At 59.3% G+C, this 25,197-nt stretch carries 20 protein-coding genes; 12 read left to right on the forward strand and 8 right to left on the reverse strand.

The annotated features are described in order from the left end of the window. Nucleotides 1-37 precede the first annotated feature (37 nt). Both C442_RS05195 and C442_RS05200 read left to right on the forward strand, forming a co-directional pair. Nucleotides 38-784 carry an IclR family transcriptional regulator gene (locus C442_RS05195; RefSeq protein ID WP_049942841.1) on the forward strand — a complete coding sequence of 249 codons (747 nt, stop codon included), beginning with the start codon at nt 38-40 and terminating at the stop codon, nt 782-784. A gap of 452 nt (nt 785-1,236) precedes the next feature. Then, nucleotides 1,237-2,295, forward strand: coding sequence for a glucose 1-dehydrogenase (locus C442_RS05200; RefSeq protein ID WP_008308412.1), 1,059 nt, complete (start codon nt 1,237-1,239; stop codon nt 2,293-2,295). A gap of 588 nt (nt 2,296-2,883) precedes the next feature. On the opposite strand, the gene C442_RS05205 is transcribed toward C442_RS05200, so the two are convergent. After that, a complete protein-coding gene (locus tag C442_RS05205; RefSeq protein ID WP_008308413.1) occupies nt 2,884-3,468 on the reverse strand; it encodes an HD domain-containing protein in 585 nt (194 codons plus the stop codon). A gap of 1 nt (nt 3,469) precedes the next feature. Beyond that, the gene (locus tag C442_RS05210) at nt 3,470-4,189 is read right to left on the reverse strand and encodes an EthD family reductase (protein WP_008308414.1); all 720 of its coding nucleotides are present in this window, start codon (nt 4,187-4,189) and stop codon (nt 3,470-3,472) included. Between the two features lie 104 nt (nt 4,190-4,293). Between C442_RS05210 and C442_RS05215 the strand changes: the two genes are divergently transcribed. Together C442_RS05215 and npdG are read left to right on the forward strand one after the other, a co-directional pair. Beyond that, nucleotides 4,294-5,655, forward strand: coding sequence for an NAD-dependent succinate-semialdehyde dehydrogenase (locus C442_RS05215; protein WP_008308416.1), 1,362 nt, complete (start codon nt 4,294-4,296; stop codon nt 5,653-5,655). Between the two features lie 132 nt (nt 5,656-5,787). After that, nucleotides 5,788-6,459, forward strand: a complete 672-nt coding sequence (gene npdG / locus C442_RS05220; protein ID WP_008308418.1) for an NADPH-dependent F420 reductase — start codon at nt 5,788-5,790, stop codon at nt 6,457-6,459. 113 nt (nt 6,460-6,572) lie between these two features. Here the strand turns inward: npdG and C442_RS05225 are convergent, their stop codons facing one another. The 6 genes from C442_RS05225 to C442_RS05250 form a co-directional block, all read right to left on the reverse strand. Next, a complete protein-coding gene (locus C442_RS05225; protein WP_008308420.1) occupies nt 6,573-8,573 on the reverse strand; it encodes an AMP-binding protein in 2,001 nt (666 codons plus the stop codon). Nucleotides 8,574-8,643: 70 nt separating this feature from the next. Next, complete coding sequence (locus tag C442_RS05230; RefSeq protein ID WP_008308422.1) at nt 8,644-9,027, reverse strand: PaaI family thioesterase; 384 nt, start codon at nt 9,025-9,027, stop codon at nt 8,644-8,646. 166 nt (nt 9,028-9,193) lie between these two features. Beyond that, entirely contained in the window at nt 9,194-10,198 is a 1,005-nt protein-coding gene (locus C442_RS05235; RefSeq protein ID WP_008308425.1) for an LLM class flavin-dependent oxidoreductase, read from the reverse strand. Between the two features lie 86 nt (nt 10,199-10,284). Then, on the reverse strand, nt 10,285-11,553 hold the full coding sequence (locus C442_RS05240) for a M24 family metallopeptidase (RefSeq protein WP_008308427.1): 1,269 nt from the start codon (nt 11,551-11,553) through the stop codon (nt 10,285-10,287). Nucleotides 11,554-11,669: 116 nt separating this feature from the next. Further along, nucleotides 11,670-12,632: an NAD-dependent epimerase/dehydratase family protein gene (locus C442_RS05245; protein WP_008308429.1), complete on the reverse strand. Its 963-nt coding sequence runs from the start codon at nt 12,630-12,632 to the stop codon at nt 11,670-11,672. Nucleotides 12,633-12,693: 61 nt separating this feature from the next. After that, a complete protein-coding gene (locus C442_RS05250; RefSeq protein WP_008308431.1) occupies nt 12,694-14,397 on the reverse strand; it encodes a thiamine pyrophosphate-binding protein in 1,704 nt (567 codons plus the stop codon). A gap of 1,188 nt (nt 14,398-15,585) precedes the next feature. On the opposite strand from C442_RS05250, the gene C442_RS05255 reads away from it, so the two are divergent. The 8 genes from C442_RS05255 to C442_RS05290 all read left to right on the forward strand — a co-directional run bounded on the left by C442_RS05255 (nt 15,586) and on the right by C442_RS05290 (nt 25,196). Continuing rightward, nucleotides 15,586-16,791 (forward strand): ABC transporter substrate-binding protein, encoded by a 1,206-nt coding sequence (locus tag C442_RS05255; protein ID WP_008308434.1) that lies wholly within the window; start codon nt 15,586-15,588, stop codon nt 16,789-16,791. A 186-nt stretch (nt 16,792-16,977) separates the two neighbouring features. After that, a complete protein-coding gene (locus C442_RS05260) occupies nt 16,978-18,096 on the forward strand; it encodes a pyridoxal phosphate-dependent aminotransferase (RefSeq protein WP_008308436.1) in 1,119 nt (372 codons plus the stop codon). A 333-nt stretch (nt 18,097-18,429) separates the two neighbouring features. Next, nucleotides 18,430-19,527: a branched-chain amino acid ABC transporter permease gene (locus tag C442_RS05265; protein WP_008308437.1), complete on the forward strand. Its 1,098-nt coding sequence runs from the start codon at nt 18,430-18,432 to the stop codon at nt 19,525-19,527. Further along, nucleotides 19,524-20,831: a branched-chain amino acid ABC transporter permease gene (locus C442_RS05270; RefSeq protein ID WP_008308438.1), complete on the forward strand. Its 1,308-nt coding sequence runs from the start codon at nt 19,524-19,526 to the stop codon at nt 20,829-20,831. Before C442_RS05265 ends, C442_RS05270 begins: the two co-directional genes overlap by 4 nt. Continuing rightward, nucleotides 20,824-21,651, forward strand: coding sequence for an ABC transporter ATP-binding protein (locus tag C442_RS05275; RefSeq protein WP_008308439.1), 828 nt, complete (start codon nt 20,824-20,826; stop codon nt 21,649-21,651). Before C442_RS05270 ends, C442_RS05275 begins: the two co-directional genes overlap by 8 nt. Then, nucleotides 21,648-22,352, forward strand: a complete 705-nt coding sequence (locus C442_RS05280) for an ABC transporter ATP-binding protein (protein ID WP_008308440.1) — start codon at nt 21,648-21,650, stop codon at nt 22,350-22,352. The genes C442_RS05275 and C442_RS05280 overlap by 4 nt, the downstream gene beginning before the upstream one ends. A gap of 682 nt (nt 22,353-23,034) precedes the next feature. Further along, complete coding sequence (pdhA, locus tag C442_RS05285) at nt 23,035-24,183, forward strand: pyruvate dehydrogenase (acetyl-transferring) E1 component subunit alpha (protein WP_008308441.1); 1,149 nt, start codon at nt 23,035-23,037, stop codon at nt 24,181-24,183. Then, on the forward strand, nt 24,180-25,196 hold the full coding sequence (locus C442_RS05290) for an alpha-ketoacid dehydrogenase subunit beta (RefSeq protein ID WP_008308442.1): 1,017 nt from the start codon (nt 24,180-24,182) through the stop codon (nt 25,194-25,196). The genes pdhA and C442_RS05290 overlap by 4 nt, the downstream gene beginning before the upstream one ends. Nucleotide 25,197: the final 1 nt, after the last annotated feature.

The raw sequence follows: 25,197 nt of genomic DNA on the forward strand, positions 1-25,197 counted from the left end.
AATAAAAACTTAAGCTATAGACGGGAGTAGTAATCTTATGCCCGATAAAACTGAGACAGCAACACTTTCGGCACCGATGAAGACGTTCGCCATCGTCGACGTGCTCAGAGACGCCGACGGGCCGCTTGGCGTCTCAGAGGTGGCCGAGCAACTCGGGTACACTCGGAGTACGACATACAAGCACCTGAATACGCTGTTGCAGTCAGGCTACGTTACAAAGAGTACAGGGAACTATCAGCTGACGTTACAGTTTGCCGATATCGGCGAACACGTCAAATCTCAGGCACCCATCTACCACGATACGAAGCCCCAGATAGACCAGATATCGGCGACGACCGGCGAGTCCGCCGGACTGGTTATCAAGTGCGAAAAGCAAATTGCCGACGTCTATCATACCGCCGTTGACGACTCTCCGAGACACGTAAACTCCCCGTGTTTTCACTGCAGCGCTCCGGGAAAGGCAATCCTCGCGGCGACCGACCCAGAGGCGGTCGATGCTATTTTAGACCACACTGGTCTGCCTGCAATGACCGAGAACACGATTACGGATCGCCAGACGCTCACCGCCGAACTCGACAATATCCGGGACCGGGGTATCGCGTTTGAGCGTCGCGAGCAGTATCCAGACGTAAACTGTGTCGCGGTTCCGATTCAGGACCAGTCTACAACCGCAGCCGTGTACGTGGCAGGACACGCTGAACGGCTGAGCGGGAAGCGGTTACAGGAGGATGTCCCCGGGATGATTCTGAGCGCCGTCAGGCAACTCAATGCGGAGCAAATGTGAGTCATTCGTCAGCCATTCCTGTTCACGGCCATTATCAGGACAGCCAATCGGCAATGCCCAGTACAGTCGCATCAACCCCGGTCCTATTTGACCGACGGCAGTTTCAGCAATGCCAGACATATCTCAACAAAAATTTTCATCCGAAGTAGAGTATTTCTTTTAGCGAAACTATTTGAGAGCGGGCCGCGAATGGTATAACAGACGTACACTTATTATACCCATTCACTTAGTTGAACCCAGCCTCTCCCAAATATGCACATATCATCCTGTAGCCGTGCTCTACCGGTCCGCTTTCATCTGCTTGCCGTTCCACCGCTGTCGTTCAGTATGCTTCCCGCATCCCCACAGCTTTTCATAATACGAAATAATTTCGCCGAACTCCCTCTGTCGATTGGTCGAAACATTCAACTGTTGATGGATGGTGCGTTTCACTCACGGGGATACCTACAACAATGGATGCAATCGCTGTCAAGCGGGGGAAGACTCGGCCAGAACGCATCGACATCGAGCGCCCGGAACCGGACGAGGGAGAGGTGCTCGTGCGGACGCTCCGTGTTGGCATCGACGGAACGGACTTTGAGGTGCTATCGGGATCACATGGCGAGTTTCCCGAGGGCAGCGACTACCAGATACTGGGCCACGAGGCCGTCGGCGTCGTGGAGTCCTCGAACGGGACCGCGCTGAACGAGGGAGAGATTGTCGTCCCGACAGTCCGGCGGCCCGCAAACACGTCGAGCCGGTTCTTCGAGAACAACGAGCCCGATATGGCTCCACCAGGTGAGTATGTCGAACGGGGGATTGCGGGGGCGCACGGCTACATGGCCGAGTACTTCACCACACCCGCATCGTTTCTCGTCCCAATTCCGGAACCACTGGCAGATGTCGGATTTCTGGTCGAACCGATCAGCAATGCCGAAAAGGCACTTGAGCTGGCACAGCGCTCCAGATCGACCTTCGAGTGGCAGGATTCTGCCGGACTCGTCCTCGGAAACGGACCGCTAGGACTGCTCACATTGGCGATGCTTGCAGACCGGTGTGAGCGGACGTACTGTCTCGGCCGTCGTGAACGGCCGGACCCGACCATCGACATTATCGAGGAACTAGGGGCTACCTACGTCAATTCTCGACAGACGGCCGTCGACGAGATACCCGATGTCCACGAGCCGATGGATCTGGTGTTCGAGGCGACGGGGCACGCAAAACACGCGTTTTCGACGGTCGAGGCACTCGGTGCGAACGGAGTCGGCGTCCTCCTCGGCATCCCCGAGGATTGGGAATTCACTGTCAATGGCGGGGCGCTTCACAGGCAGTTGGTCCTCCAGAACAAAGCGTTGCTCGGGAGCGTGAACTCCAACGTCCGGCATTACAAACGCGCTCGTAACACACTTGCAGAATACCCGGACTGGTTCCTTGCGTCTATCATGACGACCCAGTGTTCGGTGTCGGAGTTTGCAGACGCATTCGAGGAGTCACCGGAGACTATCAAATCGTACATCGAATTCAGCACATAAGCTGCAGCATACCATCGATATGTGCATATTCACTTGAGAGAGTGGTATCCCCTCCGCATTTCTACATAAATAATCGCCTTAGTCACTCTTTTGACGAGAAAATTCGATACCGGGCTTCTCTGGAGGCATTTATGTCGACAATATTGTTATATGAAGATACCTACGGCATGTTTAGACGTAAGTATCTGTTGAGAGCGTAGAAATACATTGAACCCTCAAAATGAAACCCTCAAAACTGCTTCCGTACACATTATTTAGCTGCTGAATCCCAGAGCACGTTCGAAGCGGTCGACAGTTTTGTTATTGAATGCACAGCTATCCCTTCGGTTGTCCCCCAAAACGCGTTCGGAGACTGACGATGTGGTCTCGACTCATTGCCGCACGGACAGTGGACGCGCTGCGTCGTCCCGCCCCGCCCGCTCGAAATGCGAGTGAGGGTAATCGTGGTTAGTGTCTCCGCGTACCGTCGAACCCGAAGGTGTCAGCGAACTTTGAAGGGGAGATAGCATACCTCCGACCAGTGATCGCAAATGGACTAATTTCGCCGGTCGACGCCTTAGCAGAGCGCGCTATCGTTCGCGCCAGTGGCTACGTCTGGGAGTACTCATCGACCCACTCCTGCAGCGTGATGCCCATCGTTGACTGCGTAATCGCGTTCGAGGACGCGGAGTTCGCACTCTTGACGAGTTCGGCTTCCAGTGTCCGCGTCGGAATCTCGCCGATAAAGTGCGGAATCGCTCGCTGGACCGCCAGCGGACAGCCGACCTCGTGTGCGAGTGCATAGCCCGACAGGGAGTGTGGGACCTCTTCGGTTGCGTATCTCGGGTCCGGGTCGAGGAGCTTCTCGTCCTCGACGAAGTCGACGTACTCGTAGCACTTTCCGACGTCGTGGAGTAGTGTGGCTGCCACGATGACGTCCATATCGGGATCGGCACCGTGGAACTCCTGCTGCTCGATAGCGGATTCCCGTGCGATTCTGGTGACACCGCGGACGTGCCTGACGTTGGTTACCTCGTGGATGTTCCAGGCGTAGGGGATATCCGTAATGTCGCGCCAGCCACCTCGGTCGAGCGCGAGTGTCCACGCCTCGATGACGTTGCTGCGGAGGCTGTCCGACGAGATGTAGTCGAGTTCCGGGAACGCCTCCGTGACTTGCTCCTCGTAGTCGGGCATACTACCCCTCGTCCTTGACGAGCTGTTCCTGGCCGATAAACCGGGGCCGCTCGTCGATAGCCAAGAAGTTATCCACGTCCTCGCGGGCCGCTTTCGCTTTCCCTCTGTCAGGCGCGTAATCCCGCGATCCTTCGCTGCCGAGCGCGTCGTATAGCTTCTCGAGGTCGTCAAAGTAGAGCTCGGCGACGCCGTCGAACTCGGCGTTCTCGGGGTCAGTGGGGATGACCGTATTGTACTTGACGACGCCCTCGATCTCACGGGCGATCGGCGTATGGTTGGTCTGCCAGTAGTCGACGAACTCATCGTGTGTCATGTCGTCCTGCCGGACGAGAAACGCCGAGTGCTTGTAGAGGCCATCGGTGTCGCCGTCGACCTCGTCTTTCTGGACGATCTCCTCGCCGATAATACGCGGCCGCTCCTCGACAGCAAGGAAGTTGTTCACGTCCTCGCGGGCCTTCGCGGCGACCGCTTTCGTGGGGTCATAGTCACGGGAGCCGGGACTACCCAGCGCCTCGTGCAGGTCCGCAAGCGTCTCGAAGTACAGCTCCGCCAGTCCGTCGAATTCGGCGTGTGCTGGTTCTGTTGGAAGGACTTGCTGGTAGCGAACCACGCCCTCGATGTCCTTCGCGATCGGCGTATGATTGGTCTGCCAGTAGTCGACGAACTCCTCGTGAGACATATCGTCCTGTCTGACTAACAGGGCTACGTGCTTGTACATCATCAGCACATTTCTGACCTATGAATATAAAAGCTAACGCTGTCGTCTATCAGATTAGTTAGGTCAGTAAAGATTAATGTACGCGTGACGCCGAAGACTGAACCGATATGGAGTCAGTAAACCCAGCCACGGGTGAGCGGCTAGACGTGTATGACCCGGATGATGACGACACAGTCGAACGAAAACTGGACCGAGCCGCATCGACGTTCGAGGAATGGCGTGATGTCCCGTTGCGTGAGCGCGAGCAATTGCTTGTAAACGCCGGCGAGGTCCTCCGGGAGAACAAACAGCGGTACGCAGAGCTGATGACCCGGGAGATGGGCAAACCCATCACTCAGGCCGTCGCTGAAGTCGAAAAGTGTGCCTGGGCGTGTGACCACTACGCTGAATACGCGCACAAATATCTCTCCGATGAGCACCACCCCAGCCCGCCGGGGACAGAAGTAAAGACGGTCCACGACCCGCTCGGGCCGGTACTCGCGGTGATGCCCTGGAACTACCCGTTCTGGCAGGTCGTTCGCTTTGCCGCGCCCTATCTCACTGCCGGCAACGTCGGCCTCCTCAAACACGCCTCGAACGTTCCCGGGTGTGCGCTCGCGCTCGAAGAGGTGTTTACCGAAGCGGGCTATCCCGAAGGCGCATTCCAAACGTTGTTGGTCGGCTCTAGCGACATCGACGGCGTTCTCGCAGACGACCGCGTTCGCGCGGCGACGCTTACCGGAAGTGGTCCCGCTGGTCGTGCCGTCGCCGAAACAGCCGGTGAACATCTGAAAAAGACCGTGCTGGAACTCGGTGGGTCCGACCCGTTTATCGTCCTCGACGACGCGGACCTCGATGCTGCCGTTGAGACTGGGGTACAAGCACGGATACTCAACGGCGGACAATCGTGCATTGCCGCCAAGCGCTTCATCGTTCACACAGACGTCTACGATGAGTACGTTGATCGGCTCGTCGCTGCCTTCGAAAACCTCACTGTCGGCGACCCGATGGCCGACGAAACCGACGTCGGCCCGCAGGCTGATCCGGACCTCATGGCCGAACTCCACGAACAAGTACGGGACAGCGTTGCCGACGGTGCAACGGTGCTGACTGGCGGCGAACCGCTTGACCGGCCCGGGGCCTTCTACCCGCCGACAGTACTGACTGACGTTCCTTCAGGGTGCCCTGCTGACACCGAGGAGACGTTCGGCCCAGTGGCGACCGTCTACGAGGTCGCCGATGCGGAGGAAGCGATTGCAGTCGCGAACGACACCCGTTTCGGGCTGGGTGCGAGCCTCTGGACTGCGGACAGGGAACGCGGCCAGCGTCTGGCACGAGAGGTCTCCGCGGGCTGTGTCTACATCAACGAGATGACCAAATCAGATCCGCGGGTTCCGTTCGGCGGCATCAAAGACGCCGGCTACGGCCGTGAACTCTCGGAGATGGGAATCAAAGAGTTCGTCAACAAAAAGACGGTCTGGGTCGAATAACCGTTCGCGTTTTCAACTGGGTGGTCTTCACATTGCTGACGCGCTCGGCTCTCGTCTGCCAGCATCAACTACGATCCAGCGGTTCGCGCGATAGAACAAACCTTCTTGTTTCAAGGGACATTATGCAAGCGCATGGAGTTAGCAATACTGGGCGGTACTGGTGACATCGGTGAGGGACTCGCGATGCGGTTTGCCTCGGACACGGACCATACGATTACGATCGGCTCACGGGACGCTGCAAAAGCCACCGACCGGGCGAGCGCGTACGAAGAACGACTGTCCGATCACGGCGTCGAGACTGGAATCAACGGGACAGACAACAGTAGCGCCGCGGCCGGTGCAGACGTGGTTATCCTGGCTATTCCGCCACACCACGTCGGCGATACGGTTGAAGCACTGACTGCGGATGACGTGCTCTCGGACCAACTGCTCATCAGCCCTGCCGTCGGGATGAACGGCGACGGGGATGGGCTCCACTACCGACCGCCGTCGACGGGAAGCGTAACTGAGTTTGTCGCGGAGCGGGCCCCTGAATCGGTTCCAGTGGCCGGCGCGTTCCATAACCTCGCCGCGGACCGGCTAGCGGATCTGGAGGCCACGCTCGATGTGGATACGCTAGTGGTCGCGGACGACCCGGCGGTCAGTGAACGAGTCGTGGCGCTAACCGATGACCTGGCGGGCGTCCGACCGATCCCTGCTGGGCCGCTTTCGAACGCCGCGGAAGTCGAGAGTCTGACGCCGCTGCTCATCAACATCGCTCGATACAACGAGGATATGCACGATGTCGGTGTGAGCTTTACGTAGACGCCGGCCGCGCTTCCGTCCGCCGCCGCGGTTCGATAGTATCGTAGCGAGATCGGCGACGTCCTCGCGTTTGCCTGTATCTGTAAACAGTCGCAACCAGGTCGGGAATTATCTCATCGCGCGTTGTCGATTTCGTCGATCGCGTCGGGGTTTTCGATACTCGAGAGGTCCCCCAGTGCTGCCCCCTCGTAGACGTTCTGAACGATTCGCCGGACAATCTTTCCCGACTGGGTCTTCGGGAACGCGTCGACGAAGTGGAGTTCACGCGGTCGGAACGGCTTGCCGAGCGCAGTCCCGACCTGCGTCCGCAACGTCTCGCGAAGCTCGTCTGATTCCTCGTACCCCTCGTTGCAGATGACGTATGTGACGACCGCGGTCCCCTTCGTTTCGTCGTCCGCACCGATCGCAACAGCGGCGTTGACCGCATCGTGTTCGATGAGTGCGCTCTCGACCTCGGCCGGGCCGACCTTCCGGCCGGCGACGTTGAGCACGTCGTCCGAACGACCGTGCAGGAACCAGAAACCGTCCTCGTCTTTCTGGGCCCAGTCGCCGTGGTCCCACATATCGCCGAACCGCGACCAGTACTCTTCGAGGTACCGCTCGTCACCGCTCCACAGCGATTTTGTCATCGACGGCGCTGACGACTGACAGACCAGATACCCCTTCTCGTTGGCTTCGGCGACGGATTCCCCCTGTGCATCGACGACGTCGATGTCCATGCCGAGCGCCGGGCCGCCGAGCGTCCCCGGCTTCAGCGAATGCAGCGGCGTCGGCTGGAGGAAACAGCCGAAAATCTCCGTTCCCCCGGAGATGTTCATAATCGGTGTCGTCCCGCCGCCGACGTTCTCAAGGAACCACTCCCAGGAGTCCGGGTCCCACGGCTCACCGGTCGAACCCAGCAGGCGCAGCGTCGAGAGGTCGTGTCCCTCCAGCCACTCGTCGCCGTGTTTCTGTAGCGCACGGATTGCTGTCGGTGAAATTCCGAACACCGACAGATTGTGGGTGTCGATCAGCTCCCAGAACCGGTCCGGGTCTGGATAGTCGGGTGCCCCCTCGTACAGGAAGACGGTTCCACCGTGGGCGTGATTGCCGATTAGCGTCCACGGCCCCATCATCCAGCCGATGTCCGAGACCCAGAAAAAGCGGTCTGCGGGCTTGTGGTCGAACGAAAAGAAGATCTCCTTCGCCGGCTGGACGAGCCCGCCAGCGTGCGTGTGGACGATACCCTTGGGTTTGCCCGTTGTCCCGGACGAGTACAGCAGCATCGACTCGTGATCGGCGGGAAGGGACTGGGTCTCGTAGTCGGCAGACTGGGAACCGACTGCATCCGCCCACCATTCGTCACGAGCGGGGTCCCACGAGAGGGTTGATTCCCGAGAACCTAGCCGATTGTAGACGATTGTGTGCTCGACGTGACCGGCCGCTTCGATAGCCTCGTCTGCGGCCGACTTCAGGTCGATTTCGCTTCCCCGGCGGTAGAAACCATCACCGGTGAACAGGACTGAACACTCGGCGTCTTCGATGCGAGTTGCTGTCGCGTCGACCCCGAAGCCGGAGAAGATAGGGACGGCAATCGCACCCACTTTGAAACAGCCGTACAGCAGTGGGACGATCTCCGGGACCATCGGCATGTACAGCCCGACGGTGTCGCCGGTTCCGACACCGCGCTCTTCGAGTGCATTGGCGACTTGATTGGCCTGCTGGTGGAGTTCGTGATAGGTGACCTCACGGACGGTCCCGCCCTCGCCTTCCCAGATTGTCGCGACGGTATTTCGGTTCTCTGAGTCGGGGGCCGCGTGACGGTCGACGACGTTGTGAGCGATATTGAGTTCTCCACCGACGTACCAGTCCGTGAACTGCGGACCGTCTGTGTCATCGCGGACTTGCTCGTACGCCTCGTAAAATTCCAGGTCGAGATAGTCGACTATCTCGTCCCAGAACCAGTCAAGTCCGGACGCCGGCTCACCGTCGATATCGGTGACCGTCCGTCTGTGGAGTTCTTCGAAGGTCTCGATGCCGTGCGCTTGCATGAACGCGTAGACGTTGCTCTGGGTGACGAACGCCTCGCTCGGTTCGTACCGTACCTCCTCGAGTGCTGTGAGTGAGTCTGACATTGGATTCAAGTGGCTGTGACAGTGTCCGGAAGCTGTGCAGTCGCTGCAGTCGAGCTACCGTCTAGTTGAGCTACCCCGTCTTGTAGACGCCGCGTGCGTCCGCGACCTGTGTGCCGTCTTCAGCGTACACGTCAACACTGACGACACCAACGTCTCCCCCGTGGCGAACCACGTCCGCCTCCGCTCGGAGGTCACCTGTCCCGGCTTCGAGGTAGTCGATACGCATGTCGATGGTCGGCACCGGCTGGTCGACGAGGGACACGAGCGCGGCCCCGCCAACGGTGTCTGCGAGCGTGAATGTAACGCCGCCATGGGCCATTATCTGGTCTTCGTTCCACGACAGTTCTTCGCGCATTTCGATATGGCCTTCGGCGTACCCGTTGTCCACTGTGGTTATTTCGATATCGAGCAGGTCGGCAAACGGCATGTTCTCGAAGAACGCTTCGATGTCCATACTCATCTATTCGGTTCTTCACCTGGGGAAATAAGTATTGGTGTTCACAGGGGGCCGGACCACACGGGCGGCATCAAGGGAGTCCCCTGGCGCTCGTAGTGTCTCAGTCCCTTTGGCCCGGACTTCGTCTGGCGTCTCGCCGGTCACAGACACGATGTCCCAGTTCTCACCTGACCTTCGGCTGCACCTCTTCACCCAGCCGCCGGATACACTCGGCCATCTCCTGCGTTCCGGTTCCCGGGTGGTACGTCCGGAAGATGAAGTGAATGTCGTCGCCCAGCGCCTCGCGGTACGTTTCGAGTTCCGCCGTGACTTGCTCGGGCGTCCCGAAGATAGCCTGTTCTTTGAGTTCCTGTTTGCGGTCTTCGTCCAGTTCCGCAACCGTCTCGCCGGAGAATATCTCCTCGTACCGGCGCTGGATGTAGAGGTAGCCGTCGCGCATCCGCTCCCACGCGTCCTCGCGGGAGTCGCCGACGAACCCATGCTGCAGGACATATACCTGAAAGTCGCCCTCGATATCCTCGTCGTCGCGGACGTTACGGATGTCCTCAACACGCTTGCGGACGCCACCGACTGACAGTGACGACGGGGCACACCATGCGTCGGCGGTTCGGGCGGCCCGCCGGACGGCAGGCCGCGACGCGCCACCGAGCATGAGCGGGACGTCGTGGGCAGGCTTCGGTGTCACAGTGACGTCCGACGAGATGTCGTGGAACTCCGGGTCGTAGTCGAGCGGCCCGTCAGACCAGGCCCCGCGAAGTGTGTTGACCGTATCGACTAGCCGCTCGGCCCGTTCGTCGTCAGGAATCCCGAAAGCGTCAAACTCGGAGACGTTGGAGCCAATCGCCAGCCCGAGCGTCGTGCGGCCACCGGATATCTGGTCCACCGTTGCGATATCCTCGGCGAGCCGGATCGAATCGTACAGCGGCGCGAGTGCGATGCAGGACCCGATTTCGATGTCGTCGGTGACTGCGGCTAACGCCCCAAGCGCCGGCGTGACGCCCGATAGATAGTCGTCGTCGAGGAAGTGATGCTCTGAGACCCAGGCGCTATCGAGACCCGCATTGTCGATAACTTCCCCCAGTTCGAGCATTTCGTCGTAAATCTCGCTGGTTTCGCGGTCGTCGTCCGGGCGCTGCTGACAGGTAAACAGGCCTGTTCCCAGTTGCATAAATCCCCGTTACGGCGCGACCGACTTAACGGTAGTGGCGCGCCGGCACCCAAACAGTGCGTGAGACCGGCCGCGATGCCTGCCAGTCAGTAGTCGATCCGAGTGATCTCCGACACGGGCCACTCACTGAGGATTTCGACGCCGTTCTCACGGACGACGACCATCTCCTCTACGCGGACGCCCTGCCGCTCCGCGGGCTGCATCGTCTCGACAGCCATCGTCATGCCCTCCTCGATTTCAATCGGGTGGTCCGGCGAGAGCCCGCGCCAGATGAGCGGCGTCTCGTAGAGCTGTAGCCCCAGCCCATGGGCCCAGTGGTTGGTCGTCATCTGCCAGAACTCGTCGGCGTCGTACCAGTCCATGTGCTCCCCCTCTCTGTCGGGGAAGCCCTTGCAGATCTCGTCGGTCGTGGCCCCCGGCTCGATTCGTTCGAGGACGTCGTAGAGGTCGTCACGCGCCTTTTCGTAGGCGTCTTTCTGTGCCTGCGTCGGTTCGCCCATGCTGAACGTTCGGTAGTAACAGGAGCGGTAGCCCAGGTAGCCGATGTTGTAGAAATCCGCGTAGACGAGGTCGTTCGGCCGGATCATTCGGTCGGTCGTGTTCGCCTGGTGTTTCGGCCAGGTGTTCGGACCAGCGGTCACGTAGCCACCCTGGGCCATCGCGCCGTGCCCCCAGAGTTCGCCGACCGCGTCGCCCCAGACTTCCGATTCGCGCTTGCCTGGCTTCGCACTCTCAGTAATCTTCTGGAAGCCCGCTTCACAGATGGCAGCGACCTGTCGCAGACACTCGACCTCGTCGCGGGTTTTGGTCTTCCGCGCGTCGAGCATGATGTCGGTCGCTGCACTGGTGTCGACATCGACGCCGCGGTCCTCGAACTTCTGGATGAGCGTCCCGTTCCCCACGTCGATACCCATCGGCTCCCGGTCGACACCGTACTCCTCCATGGCCGTGTACACCGTCTCGGCCATCTTGTCTTTGAGCCAGTCACGCGCGGAGGCGCTGCCTGACGCCCGGGGAACGTTGCCGAGTCCGGGACAGGCATACCGGATGTCGTCGAGCCAGGGACAGTTGAACCGCTGGTTCGATGCGTGGTCCGCAGTGTCCCAGTGGACTACGTCGCCGTCTTCGGTCAGGAGCGTGTAGTGATCTGCCCCGCTCCCACCGGTCATCGCCAGCCCAGTGACGTACCGGACATTCGGGTCATTGATAAGCAGCATCGACCCCAGTTCGGAGTCCTGCAGTCGGTCGAGGGCTCGCTCTTTGCGCTCGCGTCGCATCCGCTGGACGTCGATCCGCTCTTCCCAGTCGACGGCCATGGTGCCACGCGTTCCTTCCATGAAGTCGCGCTCGTACATCACCTGTGCGTACACGGAGGTCCCTAATCAAACACCGGGTTCACCCTGATACAATGAGGCAAACACGCTCGCAGCCACTCCTGTTCGGAAGCACGCACACAGCCGGCGGGCCAGTGTCAGAGCGGTTCGAGCCCGTTCTCTTCCCGGAGCGTGTTGATGTAGGACCGGAACCCGGATTCGAGGTCGTACTCGACCTCGTAGCCGAGATCGTTCTGCGCAGCGGTCATATCGAGATTCTGCGTCCAGGGGAGTTCGCCCTCGTCGGAGACATCGAGGTCGGCGTCCGGGACGATTTCCCGGACAGCGTTGGCGGCTTCACGGATAGTCGCGAGGACGCCGCGGACGTTGTAGATACGCTGGCTGAGGTTGTCCTCGTCAACGAACGTCGCTTTCCGGAACGCCTGCGCGATATCGCGGGCGTGTTGCCAGTCGATCACCTGGTCACCGTACTCGACGCTGAACGGTTCGCCGAGTGCCGGTTTTTCGATGATGTTTGCGAGGAACGCCGACCCACCGGTTTCGCGGTAGGGGCCGTACGCGACTGTCGGACGAAGCCCAACGTGGTCAACGCCGTAGTCCTCGTGGTAGACACGGGCCTGATGTTCGTTGTACTCCTTGGTCGCGCCGTAGAGCGTGTCAGGATAGACGAGTTCGCTCTCGTCAACGTACTCGGCGGCGTAGTTGTGTGGCGGCGCGTACACTGCAGCGCTGGAGGCCCAGGTGACACGCTCTATCTGGTCGTCGAGGGTGCGTGCGGCCTCGAAGACGTTGTTCGTCCCTTTGATGTTGACATCGAGGCCAGCCCGCGGGTTGTCCCGTGCTGTGTTCGTCAGCAGTGCCGCAAGGTGAACGATGTGTGTCGTCCCCGTCTCCTTCACCGCCCGGATCACGTCCGTCGCCTCCGAGACGTCACCGCGTCGGATGGTCACGTCGTCGGCGACACCCAACTTCGAGAGGATGTGGTCGTCCGTCGAGAGGTCGTAGGCGACGACGTCGTGGCCGTGTTCGATGAGGTCCTCGACCACATACGAGCCGAGGAAGCCGGTTCCACCAGTGACAAGCACCGTCGTATCTGTCATTGTTATATCAGTGTGTGTTCCGTGGTTGATTTATATTCTTTGCTAACCCGTGTCTGGGACGTCATTCGTGGAGCCCGCCGACTTCCTTGTAGAACGACGATTGGAGGGACTCGACCATCTCTTCGTCCCGGTCAATGCGGACGTCGATGACGAACGGGACATCGGCGCTGGTTCCTTCGGCGAGTGCATCCCCGAGTTCAGCAGGCGTCGCGGCTCGCGTCGCTTCAGCGCCGAACGCCTCGGCTGCCTTCACGAAGTCGGTATCGTGGAACTCGACGCCGGCGATATCGCCCGCCTCGTGTTGCATCTGACGGACCATCCCCAGGCTGGTGTCGTTGAGGACGACGAACGTGGGCGCGACGCCGTTCTCGACGGCTGTCTCCACACTCGTCATCGTCATGGTGAAGCCACCGTCGCCGGCGACGGCGATGACATCTTTTTCCGTCGTGATGGCGGCGGACACCGCGGCCGGCGTTGCCCATCCCATCGCGCCGACGCCACCGCTGCCGTAGTAGGTCCCGGTGTCCGGTGTCTGGAGGTAGTTCAGCAACCAGAATCGGTTATTGCCCGAGTCGGCGGTCACGATGGTCTCCGAATCAACCACTGCCTCGATCTCCTTGACTGCCCGCTGTGGCTTGATTGGCGACGCGTCCGACTCGCATCTGGGGGCGTAAAACGACTCCTGCGCCGCGGCCGCACGGTCGCGCGCCCAGTCGTTTCCAGCGCTCTCGGGGAGGTTTGCCGCCAGGTCGTCGAGGCTCTGTGCGGCGTCACCGATGAGTGCGACATCCGCGGGGTAGACCCAGCCAGCGTTGCGTGTGTCGATGTCAGCGTGGATGATTGTCTGCTCGTCGGGTCGGATGAACTCCGGTGACTGCCAGTTCGTGTCCATCGGGTTCATCCGACAGCCCACGACGAGGAGGACGTCTGCCTCGCTGACAACCTGATTTGCGCCCTCGTGCCCGAAGGAGCCGATAACGCCCGCAGCCAGGTCGTGGGTTTCGGGGAACGTCGACTTGCCGAGATAGGAGGTAGTGACGACGGCATCAGTAGCCTCAGCGACAGTTTCGAGCTGGTCGTAGGCGTCGGCCGCGTGAACGCCGTTGCCGGCGATGATGACCGGTCGGTCAGCTTCGCTCAGGGCTGTTATCGCTGTCTGGACGTCCTCGCGGGCCGGTCGCGATTCCCAGTTTTGCACCTGATCGTGGCCGTCCCAGACCGGCGGAATCGGGTCCTTGGGCATCTCCTCGGTGACGGCGTCGCCGTCGAGGATTATCGCAGTCGGTCCGGGCCGGCCGGCAGTCGCGTGTTTGAACGCGAGCTGGAGGCTCCGTACCGTCTCCGTCGGTGAGCGCGGGAACCAGTTTTCCTTGGTGTAGGCATCGAGCGCGGACGGCAGGTCCAGTCCGCCGTAGTCACCGCGAGCCTGCTGGTACGGCGCGAGCGTCGAATAGTCGCCACGCTCGCTCGCCTCGGTAATGACGACCATTGGGGAGGAAGCGAGCTTTCCCTCCATCTGGCCGATCGCGCCGAGGCTCCCGATCCAGGGGCCCTGCCCCGCGAGGACCCCGGGATTGCCGGTGAGGCGCCCGTGCATCTCGGCCATGACGCTGGCTTCGCGCTCGTCGCGCGGTCGAACCATCTCGACGTCGGCATCCGGTACGTGATCGAGAATCTCGATGGCACGACCGCCGGGATATCCGAAGACGTACTCGACGCCTTGTTCGTCCAGTTCTTCGACAAGGCGCTTTCCTGTTTCAGTCATGGGTAGTGAATTTGGGAGTCATTATCGATTGTCGCGTTACGTCCCACTGTGGGTGACTCCCAAGATATAGAGTTTGGGGTCAACGTTGCACCAATCCCGGTTGCACGGACGTACTATTCGGGGCCCTGCGAAACTAGATGTCCTGCCGCGGTGTTCAAGTAATTCGACCAAGCCATAGTACCAATTTCTAGCAGACTCGGTCCTTTGACCGCTCGGATTCCTCGTTATAGCTCCCGAAAACTGTTCTAATAGTTAGAACAGAATAAATTCCAGTGAAGAATATATAGATTCATATATCCACAGAAGTGATAGATTATCCGAATAGTCGGTAAAGCCCCTCTAAGTTCGACTTCACCTACTGAGTAAGACACCTGAACCTTGGAGCATCGGATACTACGGTTGGGGGATTACAGCGTTACTGTTGTAACAGCGTTTGTCACACGATTTCCGCATACTGTTACACTCATATAGCTGTAACAGAACTGCTGTGCAGGCTCGTTTGTCATTGTCCTCATATCTTTGTTATTTACCTCGACGAATAACTCTTGCTTGGAGCGGAACTATCGGTTCTTCGATGCTGTAGAGGCAGTAGCGGTTCTGAGGAGTCCGTAGCAGCTGGGGACTTATTCACCGAACTACAGACGGGGATTCAGTGGGCGTGGCTGTCTGTTTGTTCGAATAATTCGAACCACTACGCTCTACGATTGATTTATATACCAGAAACCTCCGGATAGCTGTCTGTCCGAGCGGAGAGTGACGACGGATCGACGAATCTGAGACTGCATTCCGATACGAGAACCGGACTACGCGCTCGGCGCAGCTGGTCCAGCGCTGGTGACCGATTGGACGAGCGAATCAGAGTTTTCGCATTGGATATCCGTGCCTATGAGGGCCAGAAGTAGGTTGAAGGGGTATAGGGTATGTACGACACCCTGTCGCGGACACCGTTCGTATGGTTCGAACGAATATCGGCACTGGCGCGGCACGCACAAGACAACGTGGACAATACAGGCACGTCAGGTGAGAGCCTTTTGCGTATCGGTGTGTTCGAGATCGGATCGGACTCGTCCCTCTCAGGGCCCGTTTCGTCTCTGAGCAGAACCGCTACGGTTCATAATAACGTTTATCACGAAAGATGGTGTCATGGGTAGTGTTGCGATGCACGATACAGTCAGCCGTCGAACTGTCATGAAGAGCATTGGTGCCGCAGGCGCTGTCGGACTTGCAGGCTGTTCGGCAGATGGTGGTGATGGTGGCAGCGAGAACACCATCAGCATGGGTATCCTAATGGGAGTCACAGGTGGTCTGTCCGAAGTGGGTCCCGCGATTCGGGACGCAGCAGAACTAGCCGTAAAACAGGTCCGAGACGCGGACAACGGGTTCGCAGTCGATACGCAGTTTGAGAATACGGAGACCAAGCCCAGTCGGGGTGTGAGTGGCGCGGAAGCCCTCGTGAACGGTGGCTACCCGATGATTTGCGGGGGGTTGGCGTCATCGGTGACACTGCAGGTCGCGGAGAACGTCGCAATTCCGAACCAGACCGTGATGTGCTCACCATCGGCGACGTCGCCGGACGTCACATCACTGGAGGATAACGACTTCGTGTACCGGACGCCGCCGACCGATAAGTTGCAAGGATCACTGCTGGCACAGATAGCGGCCGAACGGCTTGAGAAGGAGAGCGCAGCTATCCTCTTTCTCAACAACGCGTACGGGAACGGCCTGTCGAACGGATTCACGAAGACGTTCGAGGGGGAGTACGGCGGTGAGGTCCTGAATCAGGTCTCGTACTCGGCGGGTCGGTCCTCGTACACCTCCCAGTTGCAGAACGTGCTTGACGGTGACCCGGAGACGCTCGTGATTATCGGCTATCCGGAGAGTGGGAACAAGATCTTCCGGAACTTCTACGAGAACTTCGACAGAGCGGACATGGATATCCTGGTGCCGGACGGGCTCAGGGCCGATGACTTGCCCGGGAATGTGGGCCACGACATGACAAACGTCCGCGGGACCAATCCGTCCTCGGCCGGACCGGGAATCGAGTACTTCAGGTCTGCATACGAAGACGAGTACGACTCTGCACCGGGACCGTTCAATCAGCAGTCGTTCGATGCTGCGGCGGTTCTGCTGCTGGCACGCGCGGCAGCCGGTGAAGATGCTGGGACCGCAATCCGCGATCAAATGCGGGCAGTCACAGAACCAGGCGGCGAAACAGTCGGACCCGAAAACCTTGGAGAGGGTGTTTCGCTGGCGGCCGACGGGAACGAAATCAATTATCAGGGCGTCTCGGGTCCGGTTGAGTTCGACGAGAACGGGGACCTGGCCAGCGCCGTGTACAACTACTTCAGGTACACGGAGGACGGCACAGAGAATATCGAACAGGTGGAGGTGTAACCGAAATACTGCTGGGCTTTCTCCTCTAACTGCAATTGCCCCTCAGTATGACAGTCGAAGTGGATTTTGTACCATTGCCGTGGCTCAGATAGAACCTAGTCATCATACTGTCTGGCAAAGTTGAAGGGACGGCACCTGTCGTACAACCGAAAGACTATAATCAAATACCGTTATACTCATGAACTGATGTCTCAGTACGCAGCACGCGTCGAAGAGATGGATATCAGCGGCATCCGAGAAGTCTTCGAGGCGGCAGGCGAAGACGCAATAAACCTGGGTCTCGGTCAGCCTGATTTCCCAACTCCAGAACACGCCCGGGAGGCAGCGACGAGTGCGATTCAGGATGGGATGGGCGACTCATACACGTCCAACAAGGGCATTCCAGAACTCAGAGACGCCATCAGTGAACGCTACGCCACCGACAACGGACAGGACATACCGCCCGAAAACATCATCGCCACTGCCGGCGCAAGCGAGGCGATCCACGTCGCCATCGAAGCCCACGTCCAGCCAGGTGACGAAGTGCTCTGCCCCGACCCCGGGTTTCTGGCCTACGAACAACTGGTGCTACTCGCCGGTGGCGAACCGAAGCGGGTCGAACTCAGAGATGACCTGACCCTCGACCCCGCTGCTGTGGAGGATGCCATCACGGACAACACGTCACTGTTTATCGTTAACAGTCCTGCGAACCCGACCGGTGCGGTGCAATCGAAGCGGGATATGGCGGAGTTCGCGCGGCTAGCGGATGAGCACGAAGTCATTTGCCTCTCCGACGAGGTCTACGAGAAGATCGTCTTCGACGGTGAACACCACTCACCGGCGGAGTTCGCTAGCTCCGATAGGGTCATTCAGGCCAGCGCGTGCTCGAAAACGTACTCGATGACGGGGTGGCGGCTCGGGTGGGTGGCGGCCAGTTCGGAGCGGATCGAACGGATGCTCCGGGTGCACCAGTACGTGCAGGCGTGTGCCAGCGCTCCATCGCAGTACGCTGCTGAAGCGGCGCTTACCGGCCCACAGGAACCGGTGCGAGAGATGGTGTCGGCCTTCGAAGAGCGTCGAAACGTACTTCTCGATGGGTTGGAGGATATCGGCCTCGACACACCAGTGCCGAAGGGAGCGTTCTACGCGATGCCCCACGTCCCGGACGGATGGACCCAGAAGATGCTGGACAACGACGTCATCGTGGTTCCTGGCGAGGCATTCGGGCCGAGCGGTGAGGGACAGGCGCGGATCTCGTATGCTACGAGCACAGCTGAACTGAAAGAGGCGCTGGAAGTGATGGGAACGGTCACGGATTCTCTGTAGCGCGCCAGCAGGGACTCGCGACTGACTTCGCCTTCCGGCAATCGGTTTCATATTTCTCGTCGTGGACATAGATACATATGCGATTCAAGGAAGCACTGCCGAAGTCGGGAGCGTATGCGCCCGCGGTTGTGTACTGACCCCTGGTATCAACGCTGAACCCTGATATCAACGCCTGCGGTTGCAAAGCTCGCCTGACTTAGTTACAATGTCTGATATATGTTGGTAATTACCGTGTGTAGTACTAGCATGAAACGGGCGTATATCTTCGGTTCCCTGTGATTCTATGACGATTTTACATCAAGATTTTTAACACTGGGTACAGAGCACGATAATATGGCGGCACGAGACTACTACAGCCGTGGACAGAATCTACTATACAACCGCCCAGTACTCGTTATATTCGCCGTTATCGGCGTGTTTCTCGTATTCGACATCCTTCGACAGTTAGGCACTGGCACAATCGTCGTCACAGACCTCATGAGTTATCTCTGGAACGGACTGGTGCTTGGGATGTCGCTTGGACTGGCCGGTGTCGGCCTCTCGATGACGTACAGTATCCTCAATTTCGCGAACTTTGCCCACGGTGACTTGATTACGAGCGGTGCGTTCGCCGGATGGGCGACAGCGTTTCTGATTGCGGGCCTGGGGGAATTCTCCGTCGAAGCGCTCGTCCTCATCGGCGGCCCAATCGCAGTCGGTTCGAATGAGCTCGGAATAAACGTCGTCAACACCCCACTGGCGCTTCTGGCTGGATTACTCGTCGCCGCGGCCCTCACAGCCGTCCTCTCGCTTTTGCTGGATCGAATCGTGTTCAAACCGATGCGCAGTGCCGACGGCGTGACGCTGATGATTGCCAGCGTCGGCGTCGCACTGTTCCTTCGTAATTTCCTCACCTTTTCGTTCCTGACTGACAGCCGCGGATTGACAGGCGGCAACGTCCCCCAATTTACCATCGCGGATGTCACGTTCGGAGGGCACCAGATTACGCTGGTCGTCGTCGCCGCACTCCTGATGCTCGGCACGCACATTCTGCTCCAGTACACCAAAATCGGCATGGCGATGCGCGCAATGGCTGCGAACAAAGACCTCGCAAAAGTCACGGGCATCCCAACGGAGCGCGTCGTCAAGCTCACATGGATTATCGGCGGCGGGCTTACCGGGTGTGCGGGCTTTCTTATCGCGTTACAGCAGGGAACGCTCACAGTTACAATGGGGTGGGACCTGCTGTTACTGGTGTTCGCAGCGGTCATCCTCGGCGGTGTCGGCTCGATCTACGGCGCAATGGTCGGCGGGGTCATCCTCGGCATCGCGAGTCGACTCGCGCTCGTCTGGATCCCGGCTAGCTTCCTCCTGGTTGCGGCATTCGTCATTATGATCGTCATGCTGCTCGTGCGCCCGTCGGGTCTGTTCAGTGGGAGGACGACGGCATGAGTACGGGTTCCATTCAGGCGCGGGCTGAGGGCTGGCTTGGCAACAATGACGTGCGCCTGCTTGTCGCGCTTGCTCTCGCGATCGGGGGACTGTACGCGCTTTTCAGTGTCGTTCTCGGGTTCCAGCTGAACGGCACAGTCAACACGCTCCGTCGTGTTGCGTTCCTCTCGGCGATCTACGCCATGTTAGCGCTCGCACTGAACCTCCAGTGGGGGTACGCGGGCCTGTTCAATCTCGGAGCGGCCGGGTTCATGGCGATCGGTGTGTACACGATGGGGATACTGGCCGCCCCAGTGACGGCCAGTCCACCCGGCTTCGGGCTGCCGCTTCCGGTCGCCATCGTGGCTGCTATCCTCGTGACCGGGGTCGTCGGCGGCCTCGCAGCGTTGCCGGCGATCCGACTCCGTGCCGACTATCTCGCAATCGTAACTGTCGCGTTCTCGGAAATCGTTCGCCTCACACTCCGTGCCCCGGAATTCGCGAACACTCGCATTGCCGGCGTCGCATTCGGGACTGGCGGTGCGACGGGCCTGTCCCTCCCATCGAACCCGATCCGGATTCTCTTTTACACAGACCCGGCCGCAACAGCCCCGGCGCCCAATGCGCTGGGTGCGGCGATGTTCAGCGCCGTGGAACCACTGGGAATCGAGCAGACGCTGGTCATCGGCTGGGCGTACGTGGTCGTGCTGTGTCTCTGTCTCGGCCTCCTGTACTGGCTGATGATCCGTATCGGGAAGTCACCCTTCGGCAGGGTCCTCAAGAGCATCCGCGAGGACCAGCAGGTCACGCAGGCGCTGGGGAAAGACACGCGCCTGTTCAAGATCAAGACGTTCGCGCTCGGCTGTGCGCTCATGGGCTTGATCGCCATCCTCTGGCGGCTCTCCGGAGGCTATGCATCGCCACGGATGTTCAAGCCGATACAGACGTTCTACATCTTCATTGCGCTGTTTATCGGCGGGACTGGGTCGCCAACGGGAAGTATCGTCGGCGGTGCTCTGTTCGCGAGTCTGCTCTTCGAGGGACCCTCGTTCGTCCGCCGGGTCGTGGCAGAGTATCTCCAGCTCAGCAACGCCCCCGACACGCTTGTCGGTGCCCTTGCCGAGCTGGGGACCCTTGATGTCACGCCGCTGCTGGCCTATTCCGTGCAGGACGTGAGCATCTCCGCGCTCCGTCTCATGCTGCTAGGTACCGTTCTGGTGTATCTCATGCAACGGCATCCGGACGGGCTGCTTGGCCATCGAAAAGCAATCGCATCGAGCGTTGACCTCGCACAACAGGCGACTCGCGAGGACGACAATGAGTAAGAACGCGCACTCAGCACGGAGCGACCAGACCCAGAAGGGACAGCAAGAGCAGATACTCAAAGTGGAGAACCTACGAAAGACGTTTGGCGGTATTACCGCTGTCGCCGACGTCTCTTTCCACGTCGAAAAGGGGTCGATCACCGGCCTGATTGGCCCGAACGGGGCTGGCAAGTCGACGACGTTCGACCTGATTACCGGTGTGCAACGCCCGGACGGGGGCGAAGTCGAGTTCAACGACACGGAGATAACGGGGTACCGGTCGGATCAGGTCGCAAACCAGGGCCTCGTCCGGACCTTCCAGATCGCACGGGAGCTATCGGAGATGACCGTGCTGGAAAACCTGCTGCTGGCACCACAGAACCAGGCCGGCGAAGCAGTCTGGCGAGCGGTCCTCCCGCGAGCCAGAACGAAGGTCGTCGAACAGGAAAAGGAGCTCCGGGAACAGGCCTGGGAGATGCTCGAACTGTTCGAGATCGAACACGTCGCGCACGAATCCGCCGGCAATCTCTCAGGGGGGCAACGGAAGCTTCTGGAGATGGCGCGCGTGCTCATGACCGACCCCGAGATGGTGCTGCTGGACGAACCGCTTGCGGGAGTCAATCCGACACTCGAGGAGAAACTCATCGACCGGTTGCACACGCTCAAAGAGCGTGGCTACACCTTCCTCTTCGTCGAACACGATATGGACGTTATCATGAACAACTGCGATACGGTCATCGTTATGCATCAGGGAAGTGTTCTCACAGAGGGGCAACCGGAGGCAGTGAAAAACAACGACAGAGTGCTCGACGCATATCTCGGGGAAGAGGTGAAAATATGAGTTTGCTGTCGGTGCAGCAGCTGGACGCCGGGTACGGCGACCTGCAGATCCTCACAGATGTCGACATGGAAGTCGGAAAGAGTGAGTACATCACCATCGTCGGCCCGAACGGCGCGGGCAAGTCCACTGTGATGAAGTCGGTGTTCGGACTGACGACGTACATGGGGGGCGAGATCGTATTCGATGACAGGGATATCGCTGGCGAACAACCGGAAGATATCATCTCGTATGGGCTGAGCTTTGTCCCCCAGAGCAACAACGTGTTCGAGCCGCTGACGGTCACGGAGAACCTCAAGATGGGTGCATACACGCTGGACCAGTTCCCGGAAGAGCGGCTACAGGCAGTTTACGACCGCTTCCCGATACTGGAAACGCGGTCAGAGCAGAAGGCGGGCACACTTTCAGGCGGGCAACAGCAGATGCTGGCGATGGGCCGTGCGCTCATGCTCGATCCCGATCTGTTACTGCTTGATGAGCCAAGTGCAGGCCTCGCACCGGACCTCGTCGACGAGATGTTTGACCGCATCGACGAGATCAATGACGCCGGAACCGCTGTCCTCCTCGTCGAGCAAAACGCCAAAGAGGCATTGCGGCGGTGCGACCGCGGCTACGTCCTTGTGCAGGGACAGAACCGACACGAAGACAGTGGTGAAGCACTTCTCAACGACCAGCAGGTTCGCGAGGACTTCCTCGGCGGGTAGCTCCCGTCCCCAAGCACTGGCTTGGAGACTGCTTTTTGCCACAGGAAGGCGTCGACACGAGATACTGTACGGGCCGTCGAGCCGGCACGGGCCGTTGAGTCCTTGACGGCCCATAATCAGCGAACGGATTTCCACACTGCAGCCCCGGATTCAGTGTAGTTGTAGATATTTAAACGTATTTAGTTCTTCACAGCACCTCGTTATATCGACCTATCCGTATTAGCGTCTGAATATATGTTGTGTTACCATCATCACAAGATAGGGAGGGTGGATATAATAGTCAAATATGTTGTACTTGTCGTTGTCTCTACGTCCTTTTGGACCAGTAACTGTCACCGCTCACACCGGGATAGCTACTGTGGCGTGTGAACGAATGTCGCACAAACAATAAGTATCTACCATGTCAGACTCCACATATGCATCCGGGCTCGAACCCTATCGCCTGCCACGCAGGTCAGCTGTCCCGGCAGTTAATGGATTGGGCACTGCCCTCTTCCACAGCTCCATTTTTTACATTTTCGACATTTAAACTGGCGTAGACTGCCAGCGCACAGGTGGTCCCTGTGCCCGGTGGAAAACGCCAGCCTTGAACACGCTCGGGGAGCCGTACTCAGCGGCTGTTCGGGTTATCAGGGTCTGTTGAGGGAGCGTCTGTCAAATACAAAAAACATCATCGAAAACAATGAATATGAAAAACGAAGCAGGAAGCAAGGACGTGCCAGCGGCCGTCAGAGAAGACTCGGATCTAGTCCAGGTACTGGATGCTGAAGGCAACGTCTTACCACAGGCGTCTGTTCCGGACATTTCAGACAGGCAGTTACTTGAGTTGTATGAGACTATCAAGCTCGCTCGTCACTTCGACCAGCGGGCGATCAGCTTCCAGCGACAGGGGCGGCTAGCGACGTACGCACCAATGACGGGCCAAGAAGGGTCACAAGTCGCCACGAGCCTGGCACTTGCCGAGCAGGACTGGCTGTTCCCGACCTACAGGGAGCACGCGGCGAAGTACGCCCACGGGATGGACCTTGTGTCCCTTTTCGAGCCACTGAGAGGCTATCGGGACGGGTACGCGATCCCCGATGACGTCAACGTGATGCCGGAGTACATTCCGATTGCGACCCAGGTTCCACAGGCCATGGGAATGGCGTGGGGACACAAGCTACAGGGAAAGACCGATACGGCCGTCCTGTGTCACCTCGGCGACGGTGCGACCTCCGAAGGAGACTTCCACGAAGGACTGAACTTCGCCGGGGTGTTCGACGTCCCAGCTGTATTCGTCTGTAACAACAACCAATGGGCGATTTCGGTCCCCCGCGAGCGACAGACGGCGAGCGAAACCATCGCTGAAAAAGCACAGGCCTACGGTATCGACGGCGTTCGAGTCGACGGGCTGGACCCGCTGGCGGTCTACAAAGTCGCCAGTGCGGCACTGGAGAAAGCCCGGAATCCGGGTCCCGGAGAGCTACGTCCAACGCTTATCGAGTCCGTCCAGTATCGCTTCGGTGCACACACCACTGCGGATGACCCGTCTGTGTACAGAGACGAATCGGAAGAAGAGGCCTGGCGCGACCGCGACCCTGTGGACCGCATTGAAACGTACCTGTACAACGAGGGCATCCTCGATTCCGACCTTGAGAGTGAGATCCAGGACAGTATCGAACAAGAAGTCAGCGAGGCGATAGAAACGGCGGAACAGACAGAGACGAGTCCGGACAACATCGTCGAGCACGTGTACGAGGACGTTCCAGCGCGGCTCGAAGAACAGCGGGACGAACTGAACCGGCTGCGCGAGAAGTATGACGACGGCGCGTTCTCGGAGGTGCTGGAATGAGTTCGACAGCCAGTACGCAGACGGGGCAAAACGCACAGCGTCTCACCCTCGTCGAGGCGATACAGGACGGGCTGTACACGGAAATGTCACGGGACGACAGTGTCGTCGTTCTGGGCGAAGACGTTGGGAAGAACGGCGGTGTTTTCAGAGCAACCGACCAGCTCTACGAGGAGTTCGGCGAAGACCGCGTCATCGACACGCCGTTGGCAGAGGCCGGCATCGTGGGTGCATCGATCGGTCTCGCCCAGACCGGGATGAAGCCTGTGCCCGAGATGCAGTTCATGGGCTTCATGTACCCTGCATTCGACCAGATCGTCAGTCACGCTGCGCGCCTCCGGAGCCGTAGCCAGGGACAGTACTCGGTGCCGATGGTGATACGGGCTCCATACGGCGGTGGAATCCGGGCCCCGGAACACCACTCCGAGTCAAAGGAAGCGTTCTTCGTGCACGAGCCCGGCCTCAAGGTCGTCTCGCCGAGCACCCCCTACGATGCGAAGGGACTTCTGGCGGCGTCCATCCACGACCCGGATCCGGTCATCTTCCTCGAGCCGAAGTTGATCTATCGGGCCTTCCGTGAAGACGTCCCGGCAAAACCGTATGAAGTGTCGCTGAGTGAGGCTGCTGTCCGGCGGGAGGGAAGCGATATTTCAGTCTATACGTGGGGAGCAATGACCCGGCCCGCCCTGATCGCCGCGGAGAACCTCAGCCAGTCACATGGCATCGATGTCGAGGTCATCGACCTGCGGACCCTGTCACCCCTCGATGTAGAGACGATTACGAACTCGTTCAAAAAGACCGGCAGAGCCGCGATTGTACACGAAGCACCGAAGACCGTCGGACTAGGGGCGGAAATCGCAACGACGATCCAGGAGGAAGCGCTCGTTCATCAGGAAGCGCCAATCAAACGAATCGCCGGCTTCGATGCCCCCATGCCGCTCCATTCGCTGGAGGATTACTATCTGCCACAGGCGGTCCGTATCCAAGACGGCATCCGCGAAACAGTCGATTTCTAAC

It is taken from the genome of Haloarcula amylolytica JCM 13557, assembly GCF_000336615.1.
Taxonomy (GTDB): Archaea; Halobacteriota; Halobacteria; order Halobacteriales; family Haloarculaceae; genus Haloarcula; species Haloarcula amylolytica.